This is a genomic window from Acinetobacter sp. TG2027, assembly GCF_000302435.1.
GTDB classification, from domain to species: domain Bacteria; phylum Pseudomonadota; class Gammaproteobacteria; order Pseudomonadales; family Moraxellaceae; genus Acinetobacter; species Acinetobacter pittii.
The window spans coordinates 336,405-361,349 of record NZ_AMJN01000040.1; the positions used below are offsets into that span (position 1 = coordinate 336,405).

General features: G+C 39.7%; 24 protein-coding genes. 15 read left to right on the forward strand and 9 right to left on the reverse strand.

The annotated features are described in order from the left end of the window. Window positions 1-54 precede the first annotated feature (54 nt). Entirely contained in the window at window positions 55-1,068 is a 1,014-nt protein-coding gene (gene sbnB / locus B806_RS0111205; RefSeq protein WP_017403031.1) for a 2,3-diaminopropionate biosynthesis protein SbnB, read from the reverse strand. Between the two features lie 21 nt (window positions 1,069-1,089). After that, complete coding sequence (gene sbnA / locus B806_RS0111210; RefSeq protein ID WP_031944685.1) at window positions 1,090-2,094, reverse strand: 2,3-diaminopropionate biosynthesis protein SbnA; 1,005 nt, start codon at window positions 2,092-2,094, stop codon at window positions 1,090-1,092. Between the two features lie 507 nt (window positions 2,095-2,601). Between sbnA and B806_RS19440 the strand changes: the two genes are divergently transcribed. Continuing rightward, the gene (locus B806_RS19440) at window positions 2,602-2,718 is read left to right on the forward strand and encodes a hypothetical protein (RefSeq protein ID WP_079380949.1); all 117 of its coding nucleotides are present in this window, start codon (window positions 2,602-2,604) and stop codon (window positions 2,716-2,718) included. 5 nt (window positions 2,719-2,723) lie between these two features. Here B806_RS19440 and B806_RS0111215 read toward each other — a convergent pair whose 3' ends face one another. Together B806_RS0111215 and B806_RS0111220 are read right to left on the reverse strand one after the other, a co-directional pair. Further along, entirely contained in the window at window positions 2,724-3,746 is a 1,023-nt protein-coding gene (locus B806_RS0111215; RefSeq protein WP_017385974.1) for an ABC transporter substrate-binding protein, read from the reverse strand. Then, window positions 3,747-4,337, reverse strand: a complete 591-nt coding sequence (locus B806_RS0111220; protein WP_002115726.1) for an ANTAR domain-containing protein — start codon at window positions 4,335-4,337, stop codon at window positions 3,747-3,749. Between the two features lie 384 nt (window positions 4,338-4,721). On the opposite strand from B806_RS0111220, the gene B806_RS0111225 reads away from it, so the two are divergent. The 12 genes from B806_RS0111225 to B806_RS0111280 all read left to right on the forward strand — a co-directional run bounded on the left by B806_RS0111225 (window position 4,722) and on the right by B806_RS0111280 (window position 19,998). Then, the gene (locus tag B806_RS0111225; RefSeq protein WP_017385975.1) at window positions 4,722-5,063 is read left to right on the forward strand and encodes a hypothetical protein; all 342 of its coding nucleotides are present in this window, start codon (window positions 4,722-4,724) and stop codon (window positions 5,061-5,063) included. An 11-nt stretch (window positions 5,064-5,074) separates the two neighbouring features. Then, window positions 5,075-7,621, forward strand: a complete 2,547-nt coding sequence (gene nirB, locus B806_RS0111230) for a nitrite reductase large subunit NirB (RefSeq protein WP_017385976.1) — start codon at window positions 5,075-5,077, stop codon at window positions 7,619-7,621. A 12-nt stretch (window positions 7,622-7,633) separates the two neighbouring features. After that, a complete protein-coding gene (gene nirD / locus B806_RS0111235; protein WP_014207013.1) occupies window positions 7,634-9,256 on the forward strand; it encodes a nitrite reductase small subunit NirD in 1,623 nt (540 codons plus the stop codon). Between the two features lie 18 nt (window positions 9,257-9,274). Next, complete coding sequence (locus B806_RS0111240) at window positions 9,275-12,055, forward strand: nitrate reductase (RefSeq protein ID WP_017385977.1); 2,781 nt, start codon at window positions 9,275-9,277, stop codon at window positions 12,053-12,055. Further along, complete coding sequence (locus B806_RS0111245) at window positions 12,052-12,681, forward strand: NTP transferase domain-containing protein (protein WP_017385978.1); 630 nt, start codon at window positions 12,052-12,054, stop codon at window positions 12,679-12,681. The genes B806_RS0111240 and B806_RS0111245 overlap by 4 nt, the downstream gene beginning before the upstream one ends. A gap of 148 nt (window positions 12,682-12,829) precedes the next feature. After that, window positions 12,830-15,103 (forward strand): molybdopterin-dependent oxidoreductase, encoded by a 2,274-nt coding sequence (locus tag B806_RS0111250; protein WP_017403033.1) that lies wholly within the window; start codon window positions 12,830-12,832, stop codon window positions 15,101-15,103. 229 nt (window positions 15,104-15,332) lie between these two features. Then, on the forward strand, window positions 15,333-16,373 hold the full coding sequence (gene moaA / locus B806_RS0111255; protein ID WP_079380945.1) for a GTP 3',8-cyclase MoaA: 1,041 nt from the start codon (window positions 15,333-15,335) through the stop codon (window positions 16,371-16,373). Beyond that, window positions 16,374-16,628 (forward strand): MoaD/ThiS family protein, encoded by a 255-nt coding sequence (locus B806_RS0111260; RefSeq protein ID WP_016145671.1) that lies wholly within the window; start codon window positions 16,374-16,376, stop codon window positions 16,626-16,628. It abuts the gene before it with no gap. Between the two features lie 3 nt (window positions 16,629-16,631). Next, window positions 16,632-17,117: a molybdenum cofactor biosynthesis protein MoaE gene (locus B806_RS0111265; protein WP_017385981.1), complete on the forward strand. Its 486-nt coding sequence runs from the start codon at window positions 16,632-16,634 to the stop codon at window positions 17,115-17,117. Window positions 17,118-17,140: 23 nt separating this feature from the next. Continuing rightward, complete coding sequence (gene moaCB, locus B806_RS0111270) at window positions 17,141-18,064, forward strand: bifunctional molybdenum cofactor biosynthesis protein MoaC/MoaB (RefSeq protein WP_014207007.1); 924 nt, start codon at window positions 17,141-17,143, stop codon at window positions 18,062-18,064. Next, window positions 18,064-19,299, forward strand: a complete 1,236-nt coding sequence (locus tag B806_RS0111275) for a molybdopterin molybdotransferase MoeA (protein WP_017403034.1) — start codon at window positions 18,064-18,066, stop codon at window positions 19,297-19,299. Before moaCB ends, B806_RS0111275 begins: the two co-directional genes overlap by 1 nt. A gap of 216 nt (window positions 19,300-19,515) precedes the next feature. After that, the gene (locus B806_RS0111280) at window positions 19,516-19,998 is read left to right on the forward strand and encodes a helix-turn-helix domain-containing protein (RefSeq protein ID WP_005068860.1); all 483 of its coding nucleotides are present in this window, start codon (window positions 19,516-19,518) and stop codon (window positions 19,996-19,998) included. Between the two features lie 16 nt (window positions 19,999-20,014). On the opposite strand, the gene B806_RS0111285 is transcribed toward B806_RS0111280, so the two are convergent. After that, window positions 20,015-21,403: a PLP-dependent aminotransferase family protein gene (locus tag B806_RS0111285; RefSeq protein ID WP_025465972.1), complete on the reverse strand. Its 1,389-nt coding sequence runs from the start codon at window positions 21,401-21,403 to the stop codon at window positions 20,015-20,017. 123 nt (window positions 21,404-21,526) lie between these two features. Between B806_RS0111285 and B806_RS0111290 the strand changes: the two genes are divergently transcribed. Further along, window positions 21,527-22,390: a DMT family transporter gene (locus tag B806_RS0111290; RefSeq protein WP_025465973.1), complete on the forward strand. Its 864-nt coding sequence runs from the start codon at window positions 21,527-21,529 to the stop codon at window positions 22,388-22,390. A gap of 2 nt (window positions 22,391-22,392) precedes the next feature. Here the strand turns inward: B806_RS0111290 and B806_RS0111295 are convergent, their stop codons facing one another. Genes B806_RS0111295 through tusD form a run of 4 tightly spaced genes read right to left on the reverse strand, consistent with a single transcriptional unit; the run spans window position 22,393 to window position 23,788 of the window. Next, a complete protein-coding gene (locus tag B806_RS0111295; RefSeq protein WP_002115694.1) occupies window positions 22,393-22,704 on the reverse strand; it encodes a TusE/DsrC/DsvC family sulfur relay protein in 312 nt (103 codons plus the stop codon). An 18-nt stretch (window positions 22,705-22,722) separates the two neighbouring features. Then, complete coding sequence (locus tag B806_RS0111300; protein ID WP_017385984.1) at window positions 22,723-23,007, reverse strand: hypothetical protein; 285 nt, start codon at window positions 23,005-23,007, stop codon at window positions 22,723-22,725. A gap of 17 nt (window positions 23,008-23,024) precedes the next feature. Next, window positions 23,025-23,375 carry a hypothetical protein gene (locus tag B806_RS0111305; protein WP_017385985.1) on the reverse strand — a complete coding sequence of 117 codons (351 nt, stop codon included), beginning with the start codon at window positions 23,373-23,375 and terminating at the stop codon, window positions 23,025-23,027. Between the two features lie 44 nt (window positions 23,376-23,419). After that, window positions 23,420-23,788, reverse strand: a complete 369-nt coding sequence (tusD, locus tag B806_RS0111310) for a sulfurtransferase complex subunit TusD (protein ID WP_002115623.1) — start codon at window positions 23,786-23,788, stop codon at window positions 23,420-23,422. 65 nt (window positions 23,789-23,853) lie between these two features. On the opposite strand from tusD, the gene galE reads away from it, so the two are divergent. Beyond that, a complete protein-coding gene (galE, locus tag B806_RS0111315) occupies window positions 23,854-24,861 on the forward strand; it encodes a UDP-glucose 4-epimerase GalE (RefSeq protein WP_014207002.1) in 1,008 nt (335 codons plus the stop codon). The last annotated feature ends 84 nt before the right edge of the window (window positions 24,862-24,945 follow it).

Sequence of the window (24,945 nt, forward strand, 5' to 3'; positions counted from 1 at the left end):
TTTTTTGTAGTTGTGCTGTGTAAATCCGATCTAACATTTTAGTTATTCCTATTCTTATAAAAGCGGTAGAACCGTGCCAACGTTTTGTTCTTGTGCAGCATTGAAGAACCATTTAGCGCAGACAATGTCATCAATCGCCATGCCCATTGGGTTGAGCAAAATGATTTCATCTTCGTGTTCGCGGCCGTTTTTATGACCAATAATGATGTCGCCAAGTTCAGCATGTAGTTTTTCACGGCTGAATAAGCCATCTTCAACCAGTACATTGATGACTTTCTTTTCTCGGTTTGATTGGTCCCAGTCATCTACAATCACTTTGTCGACTTTTAAGAAGACTTCAGGCTCGATATCCATAATTGAAATATTTGAAACAAAGCAGCCTTTTTTAAGCCACTCAAATGGAATGTAAGGTTTATCTGAGACTGTGCAGGTAATGAGGACATCAGCTTGCTGAATCGCAGACTTAGCACTGTCATGAATTTCAATTTCTAGATGTGGATATTCTGATAAAAACAACGCTTTGAGTTTTTCAGCTGCTTCAGGGTTTACATCAAATAAATGTACTTTTTTCACTTGAGCATATTGTTCAAGCACAGTTTTAATCTGCATTTGAGCAATTGGACCGCAGCCAATTACAGTAATGTCTGAAAAGTCTTTTTTTGCTAGATATTTAATCGAAACACCAGTAATTGCCGCAGTTCGCATGGCACTGATGAGGCTGCCTTCCATCACCGCAACTGGATAATTTGTTTCTGAGTCATTTAAAACAATCAGTGCGCTGGCACGCGGAATATTGAATTTTTTAGGGTTATGTTGTCTTGAACCAATCCATTTGATTCCAGCAATCGGGTCGTTGCCGCCTAAATAACAAGGCATTGCGATAATACGGTCGGCAATATGGTCTGCACCTTGCCAGCGAAGATAAGGTTTTAAAGGTTGAACAAACTGTTTATTTGCATGCAGAGTTAAACCTTCAGTAATCGCTTCAATAAATGAATTACTATGATTTGCGCCAAGATTTAATAAATCTGATTGACTTAAGTAGCGAAGGGTAGCCAAATTGCTCATGAATATTTCCTAAGGAGAAGGTTAAACAGCATTTTGTAAAGTAAGGTTTTCTTGACGTCGTACGTTTCGATTGAAGTGACGCTTCTTGATCATTTCGAACCATTCATCTTCATAAACCAGATCGAGATAACGATCGCCACGATCGGGCAACAGTGTTAAGACGCACGATCCATCAGGAATGGTTGGAATCAGTTTTTTGATGGCTGAAATTGATGAGCCACTTGAACCGCCAGCAAAGATTCCTTCGTGTTCAAGAAGTTCTCTGCAACCGAGTGCCGACTCATAGTCATCTACATAAATGACATCATCAATTTCATCGGGGGAGAGTAGCGGTGGGACTGTACTTGCACCAATCCCAGGAATTTCGCGTGGACCAGATGTGCCACCGAACAACACAGAGCCGACGATATCGACTGCGATCACTTTTAATTCTGGAAATCTTTCTTTAAGGCGACGAGATACGCCCATAATCGTGCCAGAGGTACTTGCCCCAATCACGAGGTAATCAATCTTGCGATCAATTTGATTTAGGATTTCTTCTGCTTCTCCAAAATAATGGCTTTTCCAGTTATTTGGGTTTGCATACTGATTAATCCAAACAGCATTTGGAAGCTGTTGGCAGAGTCGTTTTACAGTGTCAATTCTGGTTTTTAAATAACCGCCGTTTTGATCTTTTTCAGAGACCATTTCGATATTGGCCTTGTAGAGCTTCAACATTTGTAAGTTTGCTGAGGCAATTTTCGGGTCAATAACGGCAGTAAATTTTAATCCATATATTTTGCAGGCCATTGCAAGCGCAATCGCTAAGTTCCCTGATGAACTTTCAACAATATGACTATCTTTATTAATCACTCCAGATTTCAGGCCTTCCTGTAGCATGAATAATGACGGACGGTCTTTAATACTTCCTCCTGGGTTTAACAATTCCATTTTCGCAATCACTGAGATCGATTGATGCGTGAATAGCCTTGATAATTGTAGTAGTGGCGTTTTACCTATGCAGTCGAGAATATTTTCATGGATCATGGTAGATCTTCTCAGGTTTTTATGTGGTGTGAATGATAATGATTATTAATTTAATTATTATTACCATTTGTTCCATGATTGTTGCGGTTTGTAACTAAAAACAGGAGGGACTTAGAGGATTTTTCACTAATTTTTTTTATCTAATTATTTGAATCGTAATATTTAAGTTTTACAAAAGAATTAATAAATAAATCTTTTTAAATATAATGATATAGGCAATAAATTACTTTAGAGCTAAAAAAATTAATTTAATTAAGACAGAGGCGAGAAATTATTTTGAAGAAATAAAATGAAATTTATGACCTCACCCGCGTAATTGATGCATCACTATTCTGTAGTGAGTATGGGTAGATTTAAGGCTTAAAGAAGGGATAAATATTTAAAGACTGACTTAAGATGCTTTGAATAATGAACTGAAATTGATCAAGTGGCAGTTATTGATATGAAAATGACTGAAAATGATACGCTTAGATAGATATGATCATTTCCATAAGCGCTATATTTTCAATGGATCAGTTGAGCCTAGAAAATATAGTAATGCGTGTTTCGCATTTTGTCTTATGGGTCTTTCAAGCTGTCTTTGTCATAAAAGACAGCTTTTTTTTATGGCGATTTAATAAGTAGAAAAGTTATGAACGATAGTGTTGTTTAGCTTGTTCATAAGCCTCAAGATTAATGCATTGAGCACCCAAGCTTGTGATTTGTGCTTGGTCGAGTTGAAGTTCATCCCATTTTTGCATTTGCTCGAGCAGCCAATAAAAGTCTTCTACTTTTGGAAGTGCACTTTCTTTTACTAAATGACGGACAATATCCTGAATCATATAGTATTTGTCGACATGTACTTCTTCTGAACAATGGAAGCGCACAATTCCAAACTCGACCAATAATTTTAAAATTGGAGCAAAATCGTCTAACTCACTCAATTCTTGCTGGGCTTTCATAATTGCCGTGATGAGTGCGACCAGTGTTTGTGGATGCTGTTCAGCCCATTCTTGAGTTACGGCTAAAACCTTATCAGCCACAGGTGGAATAATGTTTTGACTTGAGCAAATCATTTTACTTAAGCCTAAAAGCTCGCCTTGAGTATTCCATGGTTCTCCGACGCAAAAACCATCAATCACATGTTTGTCTAATGCTTCTACCATATAAGGTGGCGGTAATGTTTTAAGCTGGATAGATTGTGCAAGTTCAGGGTTTGCTAAGGCGAGCCACTCTCTTAAACAATAATGATGAATAGAATGCTTAAATACATGCGCTAAAGAAATGGAGTGACCTTGTTCGAGATAATCTGCCACTTTTTGCGCTGTTACTTGAGCCGTATCATTTTTTTGAATTGCAAGTTGATGAGTAAGTTTTTGACTTAAGCTAATGAAAGCACGATTTTCACTTAAAACGAGTGATGTTTGTAGTGGCGTGCCAATTTGATCTGTGCCGACAGCCGCCGCAGGTAACATTGCAGATAAGCAATGCGCTGCATCTAATAGACCAAAAGCAAGACGGTCTCGAAGACTTGCCCAAGATGCTTCTTTAACTAAAGTGACGTCTAAACCGACTTCCTCAAAGAAGCCTCTTTGTTTTGCCCAAAGCAATGCAAGACAATCAAGCAAAGGAATATAGCCGAGTTGTAATTGAGTCTTTTCTAATGTGCTCATTTATTCATCCTTTAGTTGATTGTTGAGTAATTTTTGGGCATCAAGTAACCGCCGTGCCATTTCTCCAATCGTTATACGGTGACTCATGGCATTTTTTCTGAGAAGTTGGAAAGCTGTATCTTCAGGCAGACCGTGGAGTTGCATGAGTAACACTTTGGCCTTTTCAACATCTTTACGGTCAGCCAGTTTGGTTTGAGCCTCTTTTAAGTCACCTTCGAGTTTTTTGTGTTTTTTATATTGCTCAATCGAGATTTCTAAAATGGTATGTAAACGGGCAGGGTCTATGCCATCTACAATATAAGCCGTTACTCCCGCATCGATGGCTTGTTTGATGGTGTCTTTATCTGAATTTTTAGTGAACAGGACAGTCGGTAGGTCATAGCTACTCACACAACTTTCAATAATGTCACGATGAGGATGATCCATATCGAGCAAGATCACATCGGCTTGTAAATGCTCGAGACGAAAAATATTTAAATGGTCCAAAGTAAGACAAGCGACCACTTCAAAATCATTTTCAAGCAGACTTTTTCTTATATAGTCTGCTCGCGCATGATCATCATCAATAAGGGCTATTTTGAGTTTTGGCATAAGTTCAGAAAATCAGGCTAAGAAAATGCGCCAATTCGACGCGTTTTTTGTTATCAGGTTTTAAGCAAGATTAGTGCCATCCAAAACTAAACAAAAAATCCAGTTTAAGTGGCATTTCAGCGAGCTAAACAATGAATGTGGTCAGTCTTGGTGCAAAAATACGATTCATTTTGTGGCAAGACATATTTTTATCTTAAGCATTTAAGTGTACAGCGATGGGGCAAATAGAATAAGACATTATTTTTATAAGATAGCTGGCGAAATTATATCTATATGAAATTAAAAATAAAAAATTTTTAAATTAAATTTATATAAGGATTGGCATGCAAAATGCTTACTTAATTACAGGTCGAAGACGACCATAAGTTTTAAAGACGGCCAACGATGTCCGTTCTGATCGAATTTGTGAGTGCAACTGTGCACACAAAGAATTTACGTTCAGTCGGAGTGAAGGCCATGTCTTTATTTTTATTGCATAAAAAAGTTACATCTGAATTATCTAATTTTTCAGTTCCAGCGATGCGAGCCTTCTCTATGAGGGGGCTCGCTTTTTTTATTTCTTTTTATGACTTTGCTGTGCACTGGGTGTCATTAACGAGTGGGAAAAATAGATTCCAAGCAGCTACATGCTTTGTGAGATTGATTCGCTTCTCGGTAGAACACAAGGCAAAAAAACAACGTCTATTTGAGAACGCAATAACGCAGCTTAAAAGCAACGTGATTTGAGGAGAAACACTATGAAATTGGTAATGATTGGTCATGGTATGGTGGGCCACAAATTCATCGAAGCCATTTTAGAAAAAGCAGATGATGAACTGGAAATCACGATTCTCGCGGAAGAACCTCGTATCGCCTATGACCGTGTACATTTGACAGAATATTTTTCTGGGAAATCAGCAAAAGATTTATCTTTAGCACGTTTTGACTTTGCTGATGCTCATGGCATTGACTTACGTCTAAATACAAAAGCAACTGCAATTGATACAGCTGCACAAACAGTCACAACCAATCATGGTGATGTCATCAGCTATGACAAATTGGTGTTGGCAACTGGTTCGTATGCATTCGTTCCACCAATTCCGGGTAATGACCGTGAAAACTGCTTCGTTTACCGTACGATTGAAGACTTAGACGCGATTCGTGCAGCGAGTCTTAATGCAAAAACAGGTGTAGTCATTGGTGGTGGTTTACTTGGACTTGAAGCTGCAAAAGCTTTACGTGATTTAGATCTAGAAACGCACGTTGTTGAGTTTGCGCCACGTTTAATGGCAGTTCAAATTGATGATTTGGGCGGTAAAGTTTTACGCCGTAAAATTGAAGACCTTGGTGTAAAAGTTCATACACAAAAAGCGACACAATCTATCGAATGTGGCAACAGCACTACACATGTAATGAAATTTGCAGATGGTAGCGAGCTTGAAGCAGATGTCATTTTATTCTCTGCGGGGATCCGTCCACGTGATGAGCTCGCACGCAATAGTGGTCTGGCGATTGGTGAGCGTGGCGGTATCGTCATTAATGATTATTGCCAAACTTCAGATAACAATATTTATGCCATTGGTGAATGTGCGCTTTGGCAAAATAAAATTTATGGTTTGGTTGCACCGGGCTATGACATGGCGCGTATTGCAGCAAAACACATTTTAGATGAAGAGTGTAATTGCTTCGCCGGTGCAGACATGAGCACCAAGTTGAAGTTGATGGGTGTGGACGTTGCTTCTGTAGGTGATGCACATGCCATGACTCCGGGTGCATTAAGCTATTTCTATGCAGATGAGCATGCGCTGGTTTATAAAAAGATTGTTGTAAATGCAGATAAAACCAAATTGCTGGGCGCAGTTTTGGTGGGCGATGCCAAAGAATACAATGACCTTTTACAAATGATGTTAAACGGTCTAGCTTTACCGGAAGTACCTGAAAGCTTGATTATGCCTGGCTTTGAACAATCAGCAGGTAAGTCTGGTGGTAGCGGTGTAGATTTACTTCCAGACAGCGCGACCATTTGTTCGTGTAACAACGTATCAAAAGCAGACATCTGCCAAGCAATTAGCGATGGTTCGACCTCTTTAGGTGCATTAAAGAAATGCACCAAAGCAGCAACAGCATGTGGTGGCTGTGCACCATTAGTGACACAAGTGTTGAAGTCAGAGTTGCAACGTCAAGGTGTGACTGTAAATAACCACATTTGCGAACACTTCCCGTACTCGCGTCAAGAGTTGTATCACTTGGTTCGTGTCAATGAAATTAAGACATTCGATGATTTGATTCATCAACATGGTCATGGTTTAGGTTGTGATATCTGTAAACCTGCTGCCGCAAATATTTTGGCATCTTGCTGGAACGATTTCGTACTTGAGCCAAGTCATGCAGGCTTACAAGACAGTAATGACTACTATTTGGGGAACATCCAAAAAGACGGTTCTTACTCGGTTGTACCGCGTATGGCAGGTGGTGAGGTGACTCCAGATGGTTTAATCGCGATTGGTCAAATTGCAAAGAAATATAACCTGTACACCAAAATTACTGGCGGTCAACGCGTTGACATGTTTGGTGCTCAAGTTCATGAACTTCCATTCATTTGGGAAGAGCTGAATGCTGCGGGCTTCGAGTCTGGTCATGCTTACGGTAAATCATTGCGTACCGTGAAATCTTGTGTAGGTAGCACATGGTGCCGTTACGGGGTAGACAACTCAGTTGGTTTAGCGATTGAGCTTGAAAACCGCTACAAAGGTTTACGTTCACCGCATAAATTAAAAATGGCAGTGTCTGGCTGTACTCGTGAGTGTGCGGAAGCGCAAGGTAAAGACGTTGGTATTATCGCTACCGAAAAAGGTTGGAACCTTTATGTCTGTGGTAACGGTGGTATGAAACCACGTCATGCAGAGTTACTTGCATCTGACCTTGATAAAGCAACACTGATCCGTTACATCGACCGTTTCTATATGTTCTACATCCAAACCGCAGACCGTTTACAACGTACGAGTGTATGGCGCGACAACATGGAAGGCGGCTTAGATTACCTTAAATCTGTAGTGGTGGATGATTCACTTGGTTTGGCTGCCGAGCTTGAGCGCCGTATGGAACACATTATTGGCACATATCAAGACGAATGGCGTACTGCGGTGGAAAATCCTGAAGTTCGCAAACGCTTCCAAACGTATATCAACGCAGGAGCAAATGAACAGGCCGATCCACACATTCAATTTACAACTGAACGTGGTCAAATTCGCCCATTAACTGAAGCTGAACGTTCAGAAGACCGTATTCCAATGGTTGAAGCATAAAGGAGAGTTTCTATGAATATTGTACAAGACAAAAATATGCTTCCTGATGATCAATGGATTGATGTGTGTGCACTCGATGATTTAACCCCAAACACTGGTGCAGGAGCGCTAGTGGGCGGACAAGCGGTAGCAATTTTTCGTGTAGGACATGAAAAACGTGTTTACGTGCTGAGTAATAAAGATCCGTTTAGCCAAGCGAATGTGATGAGCCGTGGGATTATTGGTGATTTACAAGGCGAACGCGTCGTTGCATCTCCAATCTATAAACAACATTTTAGTTTGGCAACGGGCCGTTGTTTAGAAGATAAAGACCAAAAATTGGCGGTTTACCCGAGCAAAATTGTTGATGGTCGTGTTTGGGTCAATGCGGTACCGCAAAAAACTTATATTACCAATACAGGTGTATCACAAGACAAACTTAAACTGGTGCTGATCGGGAATGGCTTGGCGGGTATGCGTTGTCTGGAAGATTTACTAGATATGGCACCAGACCGTTATGAAGTTACGGTGATTGGTGAAGAACCTTGGGGTAACTATAACCGCATTATGTTATCTCCGGTTTTATCGGGTGAAAAAACTATTGAAGACATTATGTTGCATCCACCAAAGTGGTATGACGATAAAGGCATTAAATTTATTGCCGGTGATAAAGCCGTAAAAATTGATCGTCCACGTAAAGTGGTTTACACCGAAAAAGGCCAGACAGTTGATTATGATCGTTTGATCCTGGCAACAGGTTCGGCACCATTTATTCCACCAGTTCAAGGTGTTGACTTAAAGGGGGTGTTAACTTTCCGCGATATTTATGACGTCAACACCATGATTGAATACTGCGATTCAAAAACCAATGCAGTGGTGATTGGTGGCGGTTTACTCGGTTTAGAAGCGGCGTATGGTTTAAAACAACGCGGTATGAATGTCACAGTATTGCATTTGATGGACCGTATTATGGAACGTCAACTTGATGGTCGTGCGAGCCAGTTATTACGTCATAGTATTGAACAAAAAGGCATTCAAATCATTACCGAAGCCAATACCGAAGCGTTAATTGGTGATGAAAATGGGCATGTGAAGCAAATCCGTTTGAAAGATGGCACGGTCTTAGATGCAGACCTTGTGGTGTTCGCCGTGGGCATTCGTCCAAATATTGCTTTGGCACAAAGTGCTGGTTTACGTTGCAATCGCGGTGTATTGGTGAATGACACCATGCAAACATTTGACCCAAGTATTTACGCGGTGGGTGAGTGTATTGAACACCGTGGTCAAACTTTTGGTTTGGTTGAGCCACTATGGGGGCAAGCTTTTATTTGCGCGACCCATTTAGCAGAGCACGGCAGCTTAACTTTTAAAGCACCAACTGTGCCGACTCAGTTAAAAGTCAGTGGTGTCGATGTATTCTCGGCTGGTAATTTTGAGCCGAAAGATGATTATGAAGACATTATCCTGAACGATGAAAAACGCCAGATTTATAAGCGTATTATCATTCAAAGCGATCGGGTAATCGGTGCAGTACTGTTTGGTGATACTGAAGATGGCATGTGGTATGCAGAGTTAATTGCAGACCAAACACCTGTTTCTTCATTTAGAAATAAACTGCTATTTGGTCGAGATTTTGCATTAAAAAATGCAGGCTAAATAGGGAAAGGAGCAGTTATGAGTAGTATTCCAAGCGTTGAAGTCGATAGCTCCGATCATGTTGCAAAAAACACTAAAACAACATGTCCATATTGTGGTGTAGGTTGTGGTGTTAGCGTAAACGTCCAACAAAAATCTCAAGGACCTGTGGTGCAAGTTGAGGGGGATGCTGAGCATCCTTCCAACTTTGGACGCTTATGTATTAAAGGTAGCCGTCTTGCGGATACTTTAGGGTTAGAAACACGTGTTTTACAACCAATGATGGGGCGCAAAGCTGATCGAGTGGTAACGACATGGGATGCGGCAATCAATAAAATTGCTGATAAATTCCAATCTTGTATCGATCAATATGGTCGTGACAGCATTGCATTTTATGTTTCAGGTCAGCTTTTGACTGAAGACTATTATGTGGTGAATAAGTTTGTAAAAGGCTATTTGGGTACTGCAAATATTGATACCAACTCACGCCTTTGCATGTCATCTGCGGTGGCAGGTCACAAACGGAGTTTCGGTGAAGATATTGTGCCTGCGAGTTATGAAGATTTTGAACATGCAGATATGGTGGTATTGGTCGGATCTAATACTGCATGGTGCCATCCGGTGCTGTATCAGCGGATTATGCAGGCTAAAAGCCAAAATCCGGATATGTTTGTGGTGGTAATTGACCCACGTTTTACCAGTACCTGTGAACAAGCGGATTTACATTTACCGATTTTACCGGGCCAAGATGTCGCATTGTTTAACGGTCTATTCCAATATCTATATCAAAATGGTCATGCCGATCAGGCATTTGTAGAGGCTTATACCGAAGGCCTGCAAGATGTTTTGGCAAGCAGCCACCCAGAAGCCGATATTGAATATGTGGCAAAACGTAGTGGTATTTCCTTAGACAAATTACAGCAGTTCTTTGAGAAATTTGCTCAAACTGAAAAAGTAATTACCCTATTTTCAATGGGTGTGAATCAATCAAGTCAGGGCGTAAATAAGGCCAACAGTATTATTAATTGTCATTTACTAACAGGCAAAATTGGTAAGCTCGGCGCCGCACCATTTTCAATGACAGGCCAACCCAATGCGATGGGTGGTCGAGAAGTGGGTGGCTTAGCCAATATGCTAGCGGCACACATGGACTTAGATAATCCATTACATCAAAAAGTAGTGCAAACCTTTTGGGATAGCCCATTTATTGCAACTCAAGCTGGTTTGAAAGCAGTTGATTTATTCCGTGCCGTTGAAGCTGGAAAAATTAAAGCGATCTGGATTATGGCAACTAATCCAGTGGTGAGTTTGCCAGATGCCGATCAGGTGAAACGTGCTTTAGAAAAATGCGAATTAGTCGTTGTGTCAGATATCTGTGCCGATACGGATACTACAGCTTACGCCGATATTTTGCTTCCAGCTTTAGGTTGGGGCGAAAAAGATGGAACCGTTACTAACTCTGAGCGTCGTATTTCACGTCAACGTGCTTTTTTACCTGCGCCGGGCGAAGCAAAAGCAGATTGGTGGTCGGTGAGTCAAGTCGCGAAAAAATTAGGCTTTAATGGTTTTGACTTTGCGAATGCAAGTGACATCTTTAATGAGCATGCAGCGCTATCTGCACAAGACAATGCAGACATGGGCATGCGAGAAGAGAGTAATAATTTTCGTTATTTCAACCTGAAAGGTTTAATGAACCTAAGTACTGCTGAGTACGACGCTCTACAACCAGTGCAATGGCCAGTATGGGATAAAAACCAAGATGCTAAAGCCGTTCAACAACTGTTTGGCAAGGGCCAGTTTAGTCATAAAAATGCCAAGGCAAAATTGATTCCGACTGTTGCAATTGATCCGGTACATGCAGTTTCAGAAGATTATCCGCTCATTTTGAACACGGGACGTATTCGTGATCAATGGCACACCATGACGCGTACTGGTTTGTCACCAAATTTGACCAGTCACCGCGCTGAACCATTCTGTGAGATTCATCCAAGTGATGCCTTGAAATTTGGTGTACGTGATCAAGGCTTGGTAGAAGTTCGTTCGAAATGGGGCTGTTGTGTACTACGTGTGACCTTCTCATCGGGTGTCCGTCGTGGGCAAATTTTTGCACCGATTCACTGGACTGAACAGGTTGCATCCGACGCCCGCATTGGTAAAGTCGTTAATCCAGAAGTTGATGCAATTTCAGGTGAACCTGAGTTCAAACATACGCCTGTAATCATTCAGCCGTTCTATACCACTTGGCAGGGCGTGCTCTATATTCGTGAAGGATACGATTCGCATATTCAAGAATCGCTACATCACTGTGCATGGTGGACCAAAGTCAAAATGGTGAAAACCAATCGTTATGAACTTGCAGACCGCCAAACTTTTCATGATACTCAAAAGAATCTGAAAAGCTTTTTACCATTTGCCGATGAAACCTTTGAATGGTTAAGCATAGAAGATATCTCTTCACAACTGAGCCATAGCGTTATTTTGAAAGATGGCATTGTAATTGCAAGTCTATATATTGCACCGCCAGATTTATTGCCAGACCGTGATTGGGTAGCGAGTCTCTTTAAACGAGAACGTTTGAGCGCCTTGCACCGAAAAGCTTTACTAGCGGGTATGCCAATGGCGGCTACTAATAATGATGGGCCTTTAGTGTGTAGTTGTTTTAAAGTAGGTAAGAATAAAATTATCGACGTGATAAAAACACAAAACATTACCCATGAAAAACAGGTTACTGCATGTTTAAAAGCAGGTGGGAACTGTGGTTCATGTTTACCTGAGATTCGTGGCTTGATTAAAGCTTGCCAACAAGAGGTGGAAGTGTGAATAAGGGATATCCCGTAACTGATCTGGTCATTTTGGCGGGTGGACAAGCCCGCCGTATGAATGGTTTAAATAAGCTGTTGCAGCAATTTGATGGCGATACGCAACTACTCAAAATTCATCAAAAACTAAAGTCATCTGTATCTGAAATTTGGGTAAATAGTCATCGTGATTATTCGATTTATCAAAGTATTGTGCCTGATATTAAGTGTTTTCAAGATGATGCTTCCGGTTTTTTCGGCCCACTTATGGGCATGAAAAGCGCATGGTCACATGTAAAAGCAGATTATGTTTTGTGTATTCCCTGTGATGTGACGTATATACCTACGCAAGTCGTTGCGAAATTACACAGTGCACTACGCAAAAATAAACAAGCTCAGGCAGCCTATGTTTCAATTAATGGGGATGCTTTATACCCATTTTGCTTATTAAAGCGTGAAAGCCTGCTTACGATAACAGCGCAAATTGATAAACAACGATTAAGTTTAAAAGAGTGCTTTAAGCTTTTACATGCACAAGTCGCCGTATTCCAAAAACAAAACTTATTTTTTCATAGCATTAACTCTTTGGATGAGCTTCAACAATATAAACAAATCAATGCTTTTAAAGAGATATTTACCGCGAGTTAGACATTGGATTCTACCAGTTTACAAACTAAAGTGATGTTATAAACAAATTTAAAATGATGCGTTCTTGACTATCTAATACATAAGTTCTATTTTGGAACCTGATGTTTTCATTCTAGCCAGATGTATAAAAATAAATGGAGCCAGAAAAATGATGGACGCAGCTCAGCAAAGTAAAACAGATGTGACCGCATGTATTTTATGTTCTAGGAACTGTGGTTTAAGTGTCGAAATTAAAGATAACCAGTTTGTCAAAATTAAAGGTGATCCCGAACATCCTTTTTCTCAAGGTTACATTTGTCAAAAAGCTGCCAGATTACAGCATTACCAGCAACACGCAGACCGTTTGACCACACCTTTGAAACGTCAACCTGATGGATCATTTCAAGAAGTAAGTTGGGATGTTGCCATACAAGAAATTGCTGATCGATTAGTGCAGATTAGAGATGATTTTGGTGGGACTGCTTTTGCTTCGGTTGGGGGTGGTGGTCAAGGCAATCATTTAGGTGCAGCGTATGGTCGACAACTTTTGCTGGCCATGAAAAGTTATTATGCTTACAACTCACTTGCCCAAGAAAAAACGGGCGATTTTTGGCTCAATGGACGTTTGTTTGGTAGTCAGGCTTGCCATACCACAGAAGATGTTGAACACGCCGACTATGTACTTTTCATTGGAACAAATCCTTTTCAGGCCCATGGCATTCCTAACGCCCGAGACACGCTAAAACATATTAAGAAAGATCCGAACCGAACCATGGTGGTGTTTGACCCGCGTGTTACCGAAACGGCCAAACAAGCAGATATCCATGTGCAATTAAAACCGGGGACAGATGCTTTTTTAATGTCGGCCATGATTGCGATCATTATTAAAGAAAAGCTTTATGATGCAGCGTTTATTGAGCAGCATACACAAGGTTTCGAAGACGTAAAAACAGCATTTAGTCGAGTTCCAATTGAAGATTATATTGCTAAAGCTGATGTACCTGTCGATTTGATTTATCAGGTTGTTCGAGACTTTGCTAAAGCAAAAAGAGGCTGTGTGCGGATTGATTTAGGTATTCAACATACTTTGAATACGACTTTAAATGGTTATTTAGAAAAGCTTTTATACTTACTGACAGGGAACTTTGGAAAACAAGGTACTAATAATTTACATACTATGTTTATTCCAATCTTAAGCGATACAGATGAAAGAAAGCCGAAATATAGACGTAGTGTTTACCATAAAATGTTCCCGATTTCCGGGTTTTTCCCGCCTAATATTTTACCCGATGAAATCTTAAAAGCAGGGGAAAAGCGAATTCGTGCTGTGTTTGTAGATAGCTGTAATCCACTATTAACCTATCCTGATACACCAGCTTTTGAGGAAGCATTTAAAGCCTTAGATTTATTGGTGGTAGTTGATGTTGCTATGACAGAAACAGCGAGGCTTGCGGACTACATTTTGCCAGCTCACACTCAGTTTGAAAAATGGGAATTTACTGGTTTTAATTTGGAATTTCCTAAGAATGGCTTTCACCTAAGACATCCCGTATTGGCTGCACAAGCAAACACTTTACCGGAAGCCGAAATTTATACTCGATTACTTGAAGCTATGCAGGTGATTCCAAAACGCTTTCCAATTTTAGAAAAAATAGCTTCAGTCGACTCGAAAAAAACAGCCTATTTACCGTATTTGTCGGCATTAGGACTCACTTTTGCACGACACAAAAAATATATTCCTTTTGCAGCTTCAATTATCTATCGTACTTTAGGTAAGCAGTTAGAAAACTCAGCTGGTTCAGTTGCTTTTTTATTGCCGCTCTCTATTCAATATGCTGTGTTACACACCAAAGCGGTAAGTCGTGCAGGTTATAAAGGTAATCCGTTAACACAAGGTGTCAAACTATTTGAACAGATATTAAAGCAACGTTCAGGTGTTGTGCTGTCGCAACATGAATATGATGAAGTCTGGAAACTGGTAGCTTATAAAGATAAGAAAATACGTCTAGCTATTCCCGAGATGTTAACTGAGCTCACAAATTTAAAAAATCATCAGGTTAACGTTGAAGAATTTCCTTTTATCCTCTTATCAGGTGAGCGACGTAGCTATAACGCCAATCAAATTTACCGTGATCCAGCTTGGCGAAAAGTAGATGTGGAAGGAGCTTTACGAATTCATCCTGAAGATGCAGAAGCCTTAAGTGTAGCTATGGGTGATCAAATTAAATGTATCTCACAACATGGAGAAATTCAGGTTACTGTAGATTTTGATGAGGGAATGCGAAAAGGAGTTGTTTCGCTTCCACATGGTTATGGCATGCGCTTTCAAGGTGGGGAACCAATTGGACCACAATTAAACATGCTCATTTCTGGTGAGCATTGTGACCCTTTATCTAAAACACCGTACCATAAATATGTACCCATCCGTTTAGAAAAGTGCTAGAAATAAAGTAGGGTATATAAAAGGTTGACGCCGCACTGATTTTGTAAAGCTTTAAAGTTTGAGCTAAAACGGTACGGCCGAAATTTCAAATACAACCCAAAAAGTTATGGATGATAAATAGAATTGGAACAAATTTTGCAATAAAGATCAAAGCACTACTAAGGCGCAATTTTAAAAGTTTAATTGCTCTTAATGAGTGCTTGCAATATTTGAACTGTTCTCGATATGAGTGCAAATAATGAAACAATATCACTCTGAAACTGCGCCAATGCTTTTGCAAGATCAATATGGGCGTATCAAGCGAAAGTTACGTATTTCAGTAACTGATCGCTGTAATTTTAAGTGTGTGTATTGCATGCCTGAACATCCTGAATGGCTAAATAAACAAGATTTGCTTAGTTTTGAGGCGCTCTTTCAGTTTTGCAGTTTTATGGTGCAACAAGGTATTGAAAGCATCCGTATTACGGGTGGTGAACCATTAATGCGTCAAGGTATTGTTCATTTCATTCGCGATTTACAAGCTTTAAAAGCATTAGGTTTAAAGCGTATTTCAATGACCACTAATGGACATTATCTTGCAAAATACGCTCAGCAATTAAAAGATGTTGGTCTAGATGATTTAAATATTAGTTTAGATAGCCTAGATCCGATTCAATTTAAAGAGCTCACTAAGAAAAAGTTAGAACCAGTTCTTGAGGGTATTCAAGCTGCAAAAGATGCAGGGTTACCTTTTAAAATTAACTGCGTGTTAATGAAAAATAAAAATGACGATCAAATCCTACCTATGGTGAAATGGTCTATCGCCAATCATATTCCGCTACGTTTTATTGAATTCATGCCACTTGATGGTGATGCACTTTGGTCAAATAAAGATGTGGTGAGTGAAGCCGAAATTTTAAAGGCGTTGCAACCACATTATTCAGTACAAGTGATTGAGCAGCAACATGAGCCAGCACGCCAATATTTACTTAACAATAGCTACGCGCTAGGCATCATTTCTACCATTACTCACTCATTTTGCCATCAATGTGACCGTATACGACTAACGGCACAAGGTGAACTTTATAACTGTCTCTTTGCGCTGCAGGGTTTAAATATTAAGCCACAGCTTCAAACGCTGGTAAGTAAACAACGTACACCAGAATACGATATGTATATCCAAAATTTAAAGAATTTGGTCCATCCTTATATTTGGCATAAAGCTACAGGCTTTCATGCCTTACAACATCAACAAACCCGTAAAATCAGTATGCATATGCTTGGGGGATAAATGCAGCAATCTATCCAAATTAAAATAGAATCATTTGGTGCAATTGAAAAATTGCTTCCACAAAATCTTTCGTTAGTTTTCCCCACCGATATTTTAGTTAAAGATGTATTAGATGAAATTGTTTCATTGCATCCGGAATGTATACAGGCCATGGAAAAATGTGCATGCGCTATTGGCGATAATGTCATAACAAGACAATCTGCCTTAAGTGAACCGTGTACTTTGGTTTTATTATCACCAGTTGCAGGAGGATGAGTCATGCGAGATTTTGCACGTATTCAAGAGCAGGTTTTAAGCCTAGATATTTTTGATCCTATTGAATTATTTCCTGAATGCGGTGGAATTGATATTTTTATGGGTACAGTTCGTAATCACCATGAAGGTAAAGCGGTTAAGGCTTTGAAATATACCTCGTATAAACCGCTTTCTGAAAAAATGATACGTGAAATTGAACTGGAAATTGAGAAAAAGTATCAGGTATCTTATGTGCGAGTGGTTCATCGGATTGGGCATCTAGATGTCGGTGAAACAGCCATTATTGCAATTGCTTATGCAGCCCACCGCCGTGAAGCTTTTCAAGCATGCGAAGAAGCGGTTGAGCGGGTAAAACATGAAGTGCCTGTTTTTAAAGAAGAGTTCTTTACAGATGGCACAAGTCATTATGTAGAGGGCTGCTGTATTCGTAAGGATGCACCGCACGAACACAAGCATCACCATCATGCCGGCCATGAACACTCACACTGAAATAAGTTCGACTAGGATAAATAATGAAAAACGTAGGAATGAAGCCGGAAAGTTATCGTGTTGCTGAAGCACAAGCAATTTTATATGCACCACCGCACTGTATTGAATTATTAAGACAAGGGAATACGGAAAAAGGTGATGCATTAAAAACCGCACGTGTTGCAGGAATTTTGGCAGCAAAACGTACTGATGAGCTGATTCCTTTATGTCATCCACTGCCGATTTATCGGGCAGATGTTGAATATGAACTAGAACATGATTTTGTAAAGATCATTGCCGTAGTTGAAACCATTGGTCCAACTGGCGTAGAAATGGAAGCTTTAACGGCTGCAAGTCTTGCCGGCTTAACCATTTACGACATGTTAAAACCACATTGTGAACCAGAAGAACTCTGGATGGACCAATGTAAATTGCTTAAGAAAAAAGGTGGTAAATCACACTTTAAGCGAGTTCTTCGTCAGCCTGTTTCGGCTGCGGTTATTGTGTTGTCAGACACCGTAGCGGCGGGTAGAAAGCCCGATACTGCCGGAAAATCTGTGGTTGAAACTTTAACCGAAGCAGGATTCGATCCAATCCATTACCAAATTTTGCCAGATGAGGCGGATACTTTAAAAAACTTAGTGCTTGAGTTGAGCAAATCATATGCTTGCATTATGACGGTTGGTGGAACTGGAATTGGTAAGCGTGACATTACGGTTGATACGCTAGAACCACTTTTAGAACGAAAGCTAGATGGCTTAATGGAAGCTGCTCGTTCATTTGGACAAAAACGCACGCCATACGCTGCAATGTCGCGTGGAGTAGCTGGTTTTATTGATCGTTCTTTAGTGGTGACTTTACCGGGAAGCCGTGGTGGAGCAAGCGAATCAATGGCTGCTATTTTACCTGCCTTAGTCCATATTTTTGATGTTTGCCGTGATTTACCACATCCGGGAGGCTATGAATAATGTCAGGTTGTGGTACAGAACGTGGGTTGATTAGCGTAGATGAAGCAATTGAGCTGATTAGTAACCGACCTAAAAAATTAGGTTCGATTCAGCAACCTCTTCAAAATAGCCTAAGTAGGTATCTTGCTAAAGAAATCTATTCAGAAATTAACCTACCAAGCTTTTCTCAAAGTGCTGTAGATGGTTATGCACTTTGTTGTCATGCCGAAGATTTAAATAATCAGAAGTTTAAGGTTACTGGGGAGATTCGTGCTGGAAGCGAAAGTCATGACATTTTGAGTGAAGGTCAAGCAATTCGTATATTTACAGGCGGCAAAATTCCTGAAGGGACAACGCACGTAGCTCGGCAAGAAATCGTATCGGTTGTTTCGCCTCAAGAAATTTGTTTAACGGAGCATATACGCCTTCAAGCTGATATCCGTTTTACGGGTGAAGAAATCCAGCAAGGGCAGTTGCTTGCCCAAGTTGGACAGTTTTTAAATATTGGAAGCTTGGCTGCCTTAAGTATGGCGGGTGTACAAACGGTTGACGTTTACCGTGCGCCGAAAGTTGCTGTTTTGATCACGGGTGATGAAGTTGCCGAAACAGCAGAAGATCTAGCTGAAGGTAAAATCTTTGATGCAAATGGACCATTACTAAAAGCTTGGTTTGAAGATTATGGTTTAGATGTTGAACTCATTCATGTGGCAGATGAGGCAGCACAGGTCACACAATATTTCGACCAATTAAAAGATAGCCATGATGTGGTAATAACCACAGGTGGAGTCTCTGTAGGTGATTATGACTTTGTTCGGCCATGTGCTTTTGAAGTTGGTTTTGAACAGATCTTTTGGAAAGTAAAACAAAAGCCAGGTAAGCCACTCTTTTTTGCTGAATATTTTCATCCAGAATCAGATCACCACTGTTATTTACTGGGGTTGCCCGGTAATCCTGCTGCGGTCTATGTGTCTATGCAGGTTTACGGTAAAGCATTGCTCGACACTTTGCAGGGAAACCAAGCTGGGCCAGTGTGGTTTAGTGCAATTTTAGATCACGATTTAAAAGAAGATGCACGCGAGCGTTTTCTAAGAATGCATGCCTATTTTGACAATGGACAACTCAAAGTTAAAAGTTTGGCAAAACAGCAATCACATATGCTCAGTAATTTAATGCAAGCTAATTGTCTAGTCCGAATTCCGGCAAGTGCAAAATTGGAAGCGGGTTATATATTGAAGGGCGTATTTATTTCAAATTAATAACCAGTAATGATAAATATAACTCACTATATAATTGAGTGAATTATATTTATTAAGCAATTTTAAATAATAACTTTTAATTTTTTATAATGAAAATTCGTTCCTAAGCTTGATAAGAAGTTATTTTAAGAATGAATCTTGCATAAATTGTGCTAAGTGGTTTAGGGTATAAACAATAGGGCCATTAGGCTAGGAAATATCGAGGAACGCATAAAGATGAAATGGGATGACATCGGTGATCAACCTTGTTCGGTTGCTCGTATGCTATCAGTGATTGGCGATCGATGGACGATGCTAATATTACGTAATGCTTTTATGGGAATACGCCGTTTTGACGATTTTCAAAAGTCATTAGGTGTCACTCGTCATGTCCTTTCGGATCGTTTAAAGCGTTTGGTTGAATATGAAATTTTAGTCAAAGCCCCTTATTTTGATCGGCAGGAACGCTTTGAATATAAATTGACTGATAAAGGTTTTGAACTTTATCCAATTATTTTGTCTATGGCGAATTGGGCAGATAAATGGATGGATCAAGGTTTAGGCAAACCTTTAGAATATCGTCATAAAACTTGTGGTCATAAATTTGAACCAGTCATGGTATGTTCGGTTTGCCGTGAACCTTTACATGCAAAACAAGTTCAGGTTTCAGCTGGGCCGGGTTATTTTGCATATATGCAGCAAAAACAGAAACAAGCTTAATTTCTCTTATTGCCAACTAAGACTCTTGTTGAATCGCATCAGCTAGAGTCTTATAAATGTGGTCATGATTTGACTGTGTCACATTAAAGCGTATGAATTGACCAGCATTGGAAGCTTGGCTAAACGCATTTCCTGGCGCAAGAATAACCTGATGATTAATACAATATTTTGCAATTTCTGAAGCTTCAACTCCCTTTGGCAAATGACACCAAACAAAAATTCCAGCTTGAGGCTTAATCCATGGTTTTATACCCAATGGTTCTAACTGAGTAATGGTATCGTGCATCGCTTTTGCTAATCGGACCTTTAATAATTCTATATGTTTACGATAAGATCCATCTGTTAAAGCACTTAATAAAACTTCAGCTGATACACCATTGTGAGAAAAGCTTGTGGCAATTTTCAGGTCAGTGAGCTGATCAATCCATTCTGGTTTAGCAATAACATAACCACAACGAATAGATGCGGATAACGTTTTAGAAAAACTTCCAATAAAGATTACACGTGAAAGATTATCCAAAGCAGCAAGCCGCGGAGCAGGGCTATATTCAAAGTCTGAGAAAATATCATCCTCAACAACAATCAAATTTGATTGTTCAATAAGTTTTAATAATTGATGCGCCGTAGAAAGAGAAAGTACTGCACCAGTTGGATTATGAATTCCTGAGTTGGTGATATAAAGACGGGGATTATAAGTTTCAATTGCTTCTTTAAATGCCTCTAAGTCAGGACCTGTTGGTGTGTAGGGAATACCAATAACTTTGACTTGATGGACTTTAAGTAATGCATGAAAGTTGAAATAACAAGGATCATCAATGAGAACGACATCATCAGGCTTTAGTAAAAATCGGCATACTAAATCAATTGCTTGAGTTCCTGAGTCTGTTAAAAGCACTTGATTAAGATTTGCATTGATACCTTTTGCTTGAGCGCGTCTTGCCAGTAAGTCACGTAGAGCGGGTAATCCTAATGGCGTTGAATAACCCATCAAACAATCATCTGGGCTTCTTGCAGCCGACCTTAATGCTTTACGAATACTATCTAATGGCATCCAGTCATCAGGTAACCAACCGCAGCCGGGTTTAAAAACATCTGCTTTTGCTTCTAAAGATTGACGTGAAATCCATAATGGATCGACTGAGCGATCTAATTTAGGACTTAATTCGCTTAAAGAAAGAGGGGCAAGCGGACCAACAATATAAAAACCAGAGCCAGTTCTTGATTCGATTTTGCCTAGAGCAATTAATCTTTCATAGGCTTCTACGACGGTTGAAACCGAAAAGCCAAGATCATTCGCTAATTTGCGTACAGATGGTAAGCGTGCTCCAGGCATTAAAGACCGATTTTTTATTTGTTGCTCAATCTCTGAAATGACAATTTCAATTTTGGTTTTGTTCTGTTTCACTGGCTTACAATCCGAACTGTACTGGTTATTAATGCATTACAGTTCTTTTGAATTGTACTGCTTTGTATCTGGTTTATTCACCTTAGCACAGCTTAAATTCTTCGTATAGTGACGGAGAAAATTATGAATAGGTTTATGAATGGCTGGGTGAATGGTTTTATTGGCGTGGCTATTTTTGCGGGATCACTACCAGCAACACGCGTAGCCGTAATGGGGTTCGAACCGGGTTTTCTAACTGCGGCACGTGCCGCAATTGCAGGTATTTTAGGCCTTATTCTTATTTTGGTTTTAAAACAAAAAAAACCAGCCAAGCAAGATTGGTGGCCTCTTGCCATCGTCTCTTTAGGCGTGGTGATAGGTTTTCCTCTATTTACAGCGCTTGCTCTCCAATACATGAATGCGGCTCATTCAATCGTTTTTGTTAGCCTTTTACCTCTCGCAACTGCAATATTTGCTGTACTGAGAGGCGGAGAAAAACCCAATCAATTTTTCTGGATATTTGCAATCTTGGGGAGCGCGGTTGTATTTGCTTATATGTTCTTCATCTCTGGTGATACCTCACTTGGGATAGGAGACTTTTATATGTTAATGGCGATTATTTTATGTGGTTTTGGCTATGCAGAAGGCGGTGTACTTTCAAGAAAAATAGGGGGGTGGCAGGTCATTTGTTGGGCGCTAATTTTATCATTACCGTTTATGCTATTTCTGACTATTTTCTATATGCCAGCTTCATTTCAGAGCGTATCTACATCAGCTTTGGTCGGCCTTATTTATGTGTCTTTATTTAGTATGCTGATAGGTTTTTTCTTTTGGTACAAAGGGCTTGCACAAGGAGGAATTGCTGCGATTAGCCAACTACAACTCTTACAACCTTTAATGGGATTAGGTATTGCTGCGGTCTTGTTACACGAACAAGTAAGTTGGTCAATGTTGGTGGTTACAGCAGCAACGATTTTATGCGTCGCTGCTGCCAAGAAATTTACTTAATTTTATAAACAATTTGCTGGTTTAGGGATTCCTGCTAAACGACTTAAATGACGCGCCACTAAACCAGTATTAAATTGTTGCTGTAAAACTGCATTATTAATCTCTGGACTAACCGTTTTCATTAAAAATTTAATCAGCGGGCGAGTTGCTGGAGAATGTCCAAACTGTTGATAAAACTGACGTACAGCTGCTAAAACTTCAAAATGCCAATCGGTGAGTTCAAGATCAAGCGATTTGGCAAGTTCTTGCGCAACTTCAGGATTCCAGATTGTGTAATCAACCAAATGACCATCTTGGTCTAATTCTAAATTCATGAAACCAGCCTAAATATATTATTTAAGAGAAATACAGCGATTAAACGTTGAAACCAGATCAGCAAATTGATCGTAATCTAATACTTTCACTTGAGATAAAGTATCTGTATCAAGTAAGTCTTTTTCGATGCTTAAGCATGAAACAGATTCAAATGGTTGAATCATTTCAGCAGAAAGGTGTGCAGTTGCATCACCCATAAAAACAATTTGATCACCTACCCGAAAAAGATTGCGTAATTCCTCAATAATCTTCGGCGTAGAATGGTAAGAAGATTGCACAAGATAAAGTGTTGACGGATTCATTAAACTTACACCTTTATCTACCAATATAGAACATGATCAAAAGATTGAATAAACTCAGCATTCAACTGAACGAATTCAATTTCTTGTTCGGTTTTTTGTACAAGAGGATGCTGCTGATTTTTACTTTCAATCAGAATAGGGCTCAAGTCGTAGAACTCAAAACTTTCGACCATATTTGAGGCCACTTTGAAAGCCTGACGAAACTGATCAAAGCTCAAATCATTTTGCAAAAGACTAAGAGCAGCATCTTTCAATAATACTTTGACTGGTGAGCCAAAGGTTGCTAAAACCATAGTAGCAGAAAGGCTTTCATTGATTTGAAGACTGGTTAAATTGGCTTGGCTTAAAATGACGAGTACAGATTTCACACAATATACCTTTTAAAAGCAACAATCTAAGCAAACAAAGTAACTTAAAATTGAATAAGACGAGATGCTGACTGTACTGCATCAGCAAGTTCACCTAACCCGACAAGTTCAAAGTCTTTGGCAAGGTTGTGATGAGTAAGGTGATGACGACTGGCATTTTCTGCATCTGTAATACCACGAGCGAGGGCAGCACTCACACAAACAGGAAGACGAATAGCAAGCTTTTGCCATTCATGCGTTAAATTACGCTGGTCGTCAGGAACCCATTGAAAATCATTAGCAACCTGCACGCCATCTTGGTAAAAGAATACACGGAAGTCTTCATTTTTACTTTTGAGTGCCTGAGCAAGTCCTAACGCATGCCAAGCATGAATGGAAGTAGGAGCAGAGGTAATTAGTAGTAATGTACTCATTGAGAATTCACTATGGTCATACGTCTAAATGGGCGTAGATACATTAAGAGAAAGGTAAGTATACAATGATTTTAGTGACAGGTGGTTTAGGCTTTATCGGTTCACACATTGCGTTGAGTCTAATGGCTCAAGGGCAAGAGGTGGTAATCGTCGATAATTTGGCTAATTCAACCTTGCAAACTTTGGAACGGCTAGAGTTTATTTCTGGTATGTACGTTCCATTTGTCAAACTTGATGTACGCAATACACCAGCGCTGAATAAGGTGTTTGAGCAATATTCAATTGATGCAGTTATTCATACTGCCGGATTCAAATCAATTGAAGAATCTAACCTTAAACCTCTTGAATATTATAATGATAATGTTAGTTGTATCATGAGCTTGCTTCGTGCCATGCAACGTACGGGTGTTCGTCACTTTATTCATCTGTCTAGCCTTGCAGCTTATGGGAAATCTGGCTTGCAATTGAGTGAAACAGAAGAATTTAATTATGCTTATCCTAATCCCTACATTAAGTCTCAACAGATGATTGAAGAAATTATCCGTGATACTTATAAAATTGACCATGAGTGGAAAATTGCGATTCTACGATTGTCTAATATCGTAGGTGCATTTGAACATGGGGTACTCGGAGAGTATGTCGCTCAGCTCCCTAAAAATATTGTTCCGCTTGCGATGCAAGTCGCAGCAATGCAACGTGATTTAATTGAATTACAAGATCAAGCTGAAACGTCAGATCATACGACTGAACGTAGTTTTTTACATGTTTTAGATTTATGTGAAGCCGTCATTGCGAGCTTACATTGGTTGCGTGAACAAACGCATTGTTGTGAAGCATTTAATATTGCACATGACCAAGTTCATTCAATTCGTCAATTACTCGATGAAATTTCACAAGTTACTAAAGCTGAAGTTCCTACACAATCAGCAATTTATAAACATGTCGAGTTAGATCAAGTTGGGGCTAATATTGAGAAAGCAAAAACCTTATTGCAATGGACACCGAAGCGCCCATTAAAACAAATGATCGAAGATGAATGGCGCTTTTATCAAAATACTCTAAATGGAAGATAAGATAATGATTCTTATTTACAATACTGGTATGCTTGAGTACGATATTCAAAATTAACTAGCCAGAGCAAATACTTGCTTCAGCCC